At 38.2% G+C, this 799-nt stretch carries 2 protein-coding genes; both read left to right on the forward strand.

Going from position 1 to position 799, the window contains the following annotated elements; all coding sequences use genetic code 11:
• The coding region (locus tag HW443_RS13105) for a hypothetical protein (protein ID WP_219857262.1) at positions 1-237 on the forward strand (237 nt) is incomplete at its 5' end.
• A gap of 34 nt (positions 238-271) precedes the next feature.
• On the forward strand, positions 272-574 hold the full coding sequence (locus HW443_RS12205; RefSeq protein WP_176238332.1) for a hypothetical protein: 303 nt from the start codon (positions 272-274) through the stop codon (positions 572-574).
• Positions 575-799: the final 225 nt, after the last annotated feature.

Below are 799 nucleotides of genomic sequence, written 5' to 3' on the forward strand. Positions count from 1 at the left end.
TCCCCCTTTGTTAAGGGGAATAAAAGGGGGTTGTATCCCCTTGCCAATGGGGGACATAGAGGGGTAATCTTCGCTGTCTTTATTGCTATTTTGTTTATGCTTTTACCCTTGCAGTCCGCCTATGCCGTCCCTCAGATGGCTGATTACTGCTACCTTCCGCCGTTTGTCACTGACCCGAACACACCGCCAAATATAATGATAGGCTATGAAAAAAGACGGGGGAGCCAAAAATTGTGATATAATGGGTTCATAACATGGGAGGTGGGTATAAATGAAGGCGTTAGAGATAGATGACAGACTTGAAAGCTTGATAAGCGAACTGGAATTCAAGGAGGCAAAAGAAGTAATAAAAGATTCTTTATTCACTGAAATACTTTACAGGATTTCTAAGTTTACTGATGAGGTAAATTGGTTTAATGATAAATATGGAAAAACATTAGAGGAGTTCAAAAAAGAATACGAATCTAAAGCAGAAGATTATGAAAAGTACGATGACCTGATGGCATGGGAATTTGCACAACAGGGAAAAGAATACTGGGAGAAAAAGCTGGAAGAATTGAAAAGTGTTCTATAAACTTGTCGAAGAATTTTCAGACATAAACAAAGGGAAGATATAGCGCCCAATTAAATCAACCTATCGGATGCGCAGTTATCCATATCTCTATCTGCTGAAATCTTATTTTAAGGCGTTCTTTTAGTTCTTTAAAGAACTTTTCTGTTTCAGAGGTGGTTTCAATATCAATTAAACGAATCAGTTCATCTGAATATTCTTTGCTCCCATGCGTCCAAATACCATGAA

This window comes from Candidatus Hakubella thermalkaliphila, assembly GCF_013281975.1.
GTDB lineage: Bacteria > Actinomycetota > Humimicrobiia > Hakubellales > Hakubellaceae > Hakubella > Hakubella thermalkaliphila.

Bases quoted from the DNA above. Each gene is read 5' to 3' on its own strand.
- HW443_RS12205 (WP_176238332.1), top strand. From the start codon at position 272: ATGAAGGCGTTAGAGATAGATGACAGACTTGAAAGCTTGATAAGCGAA.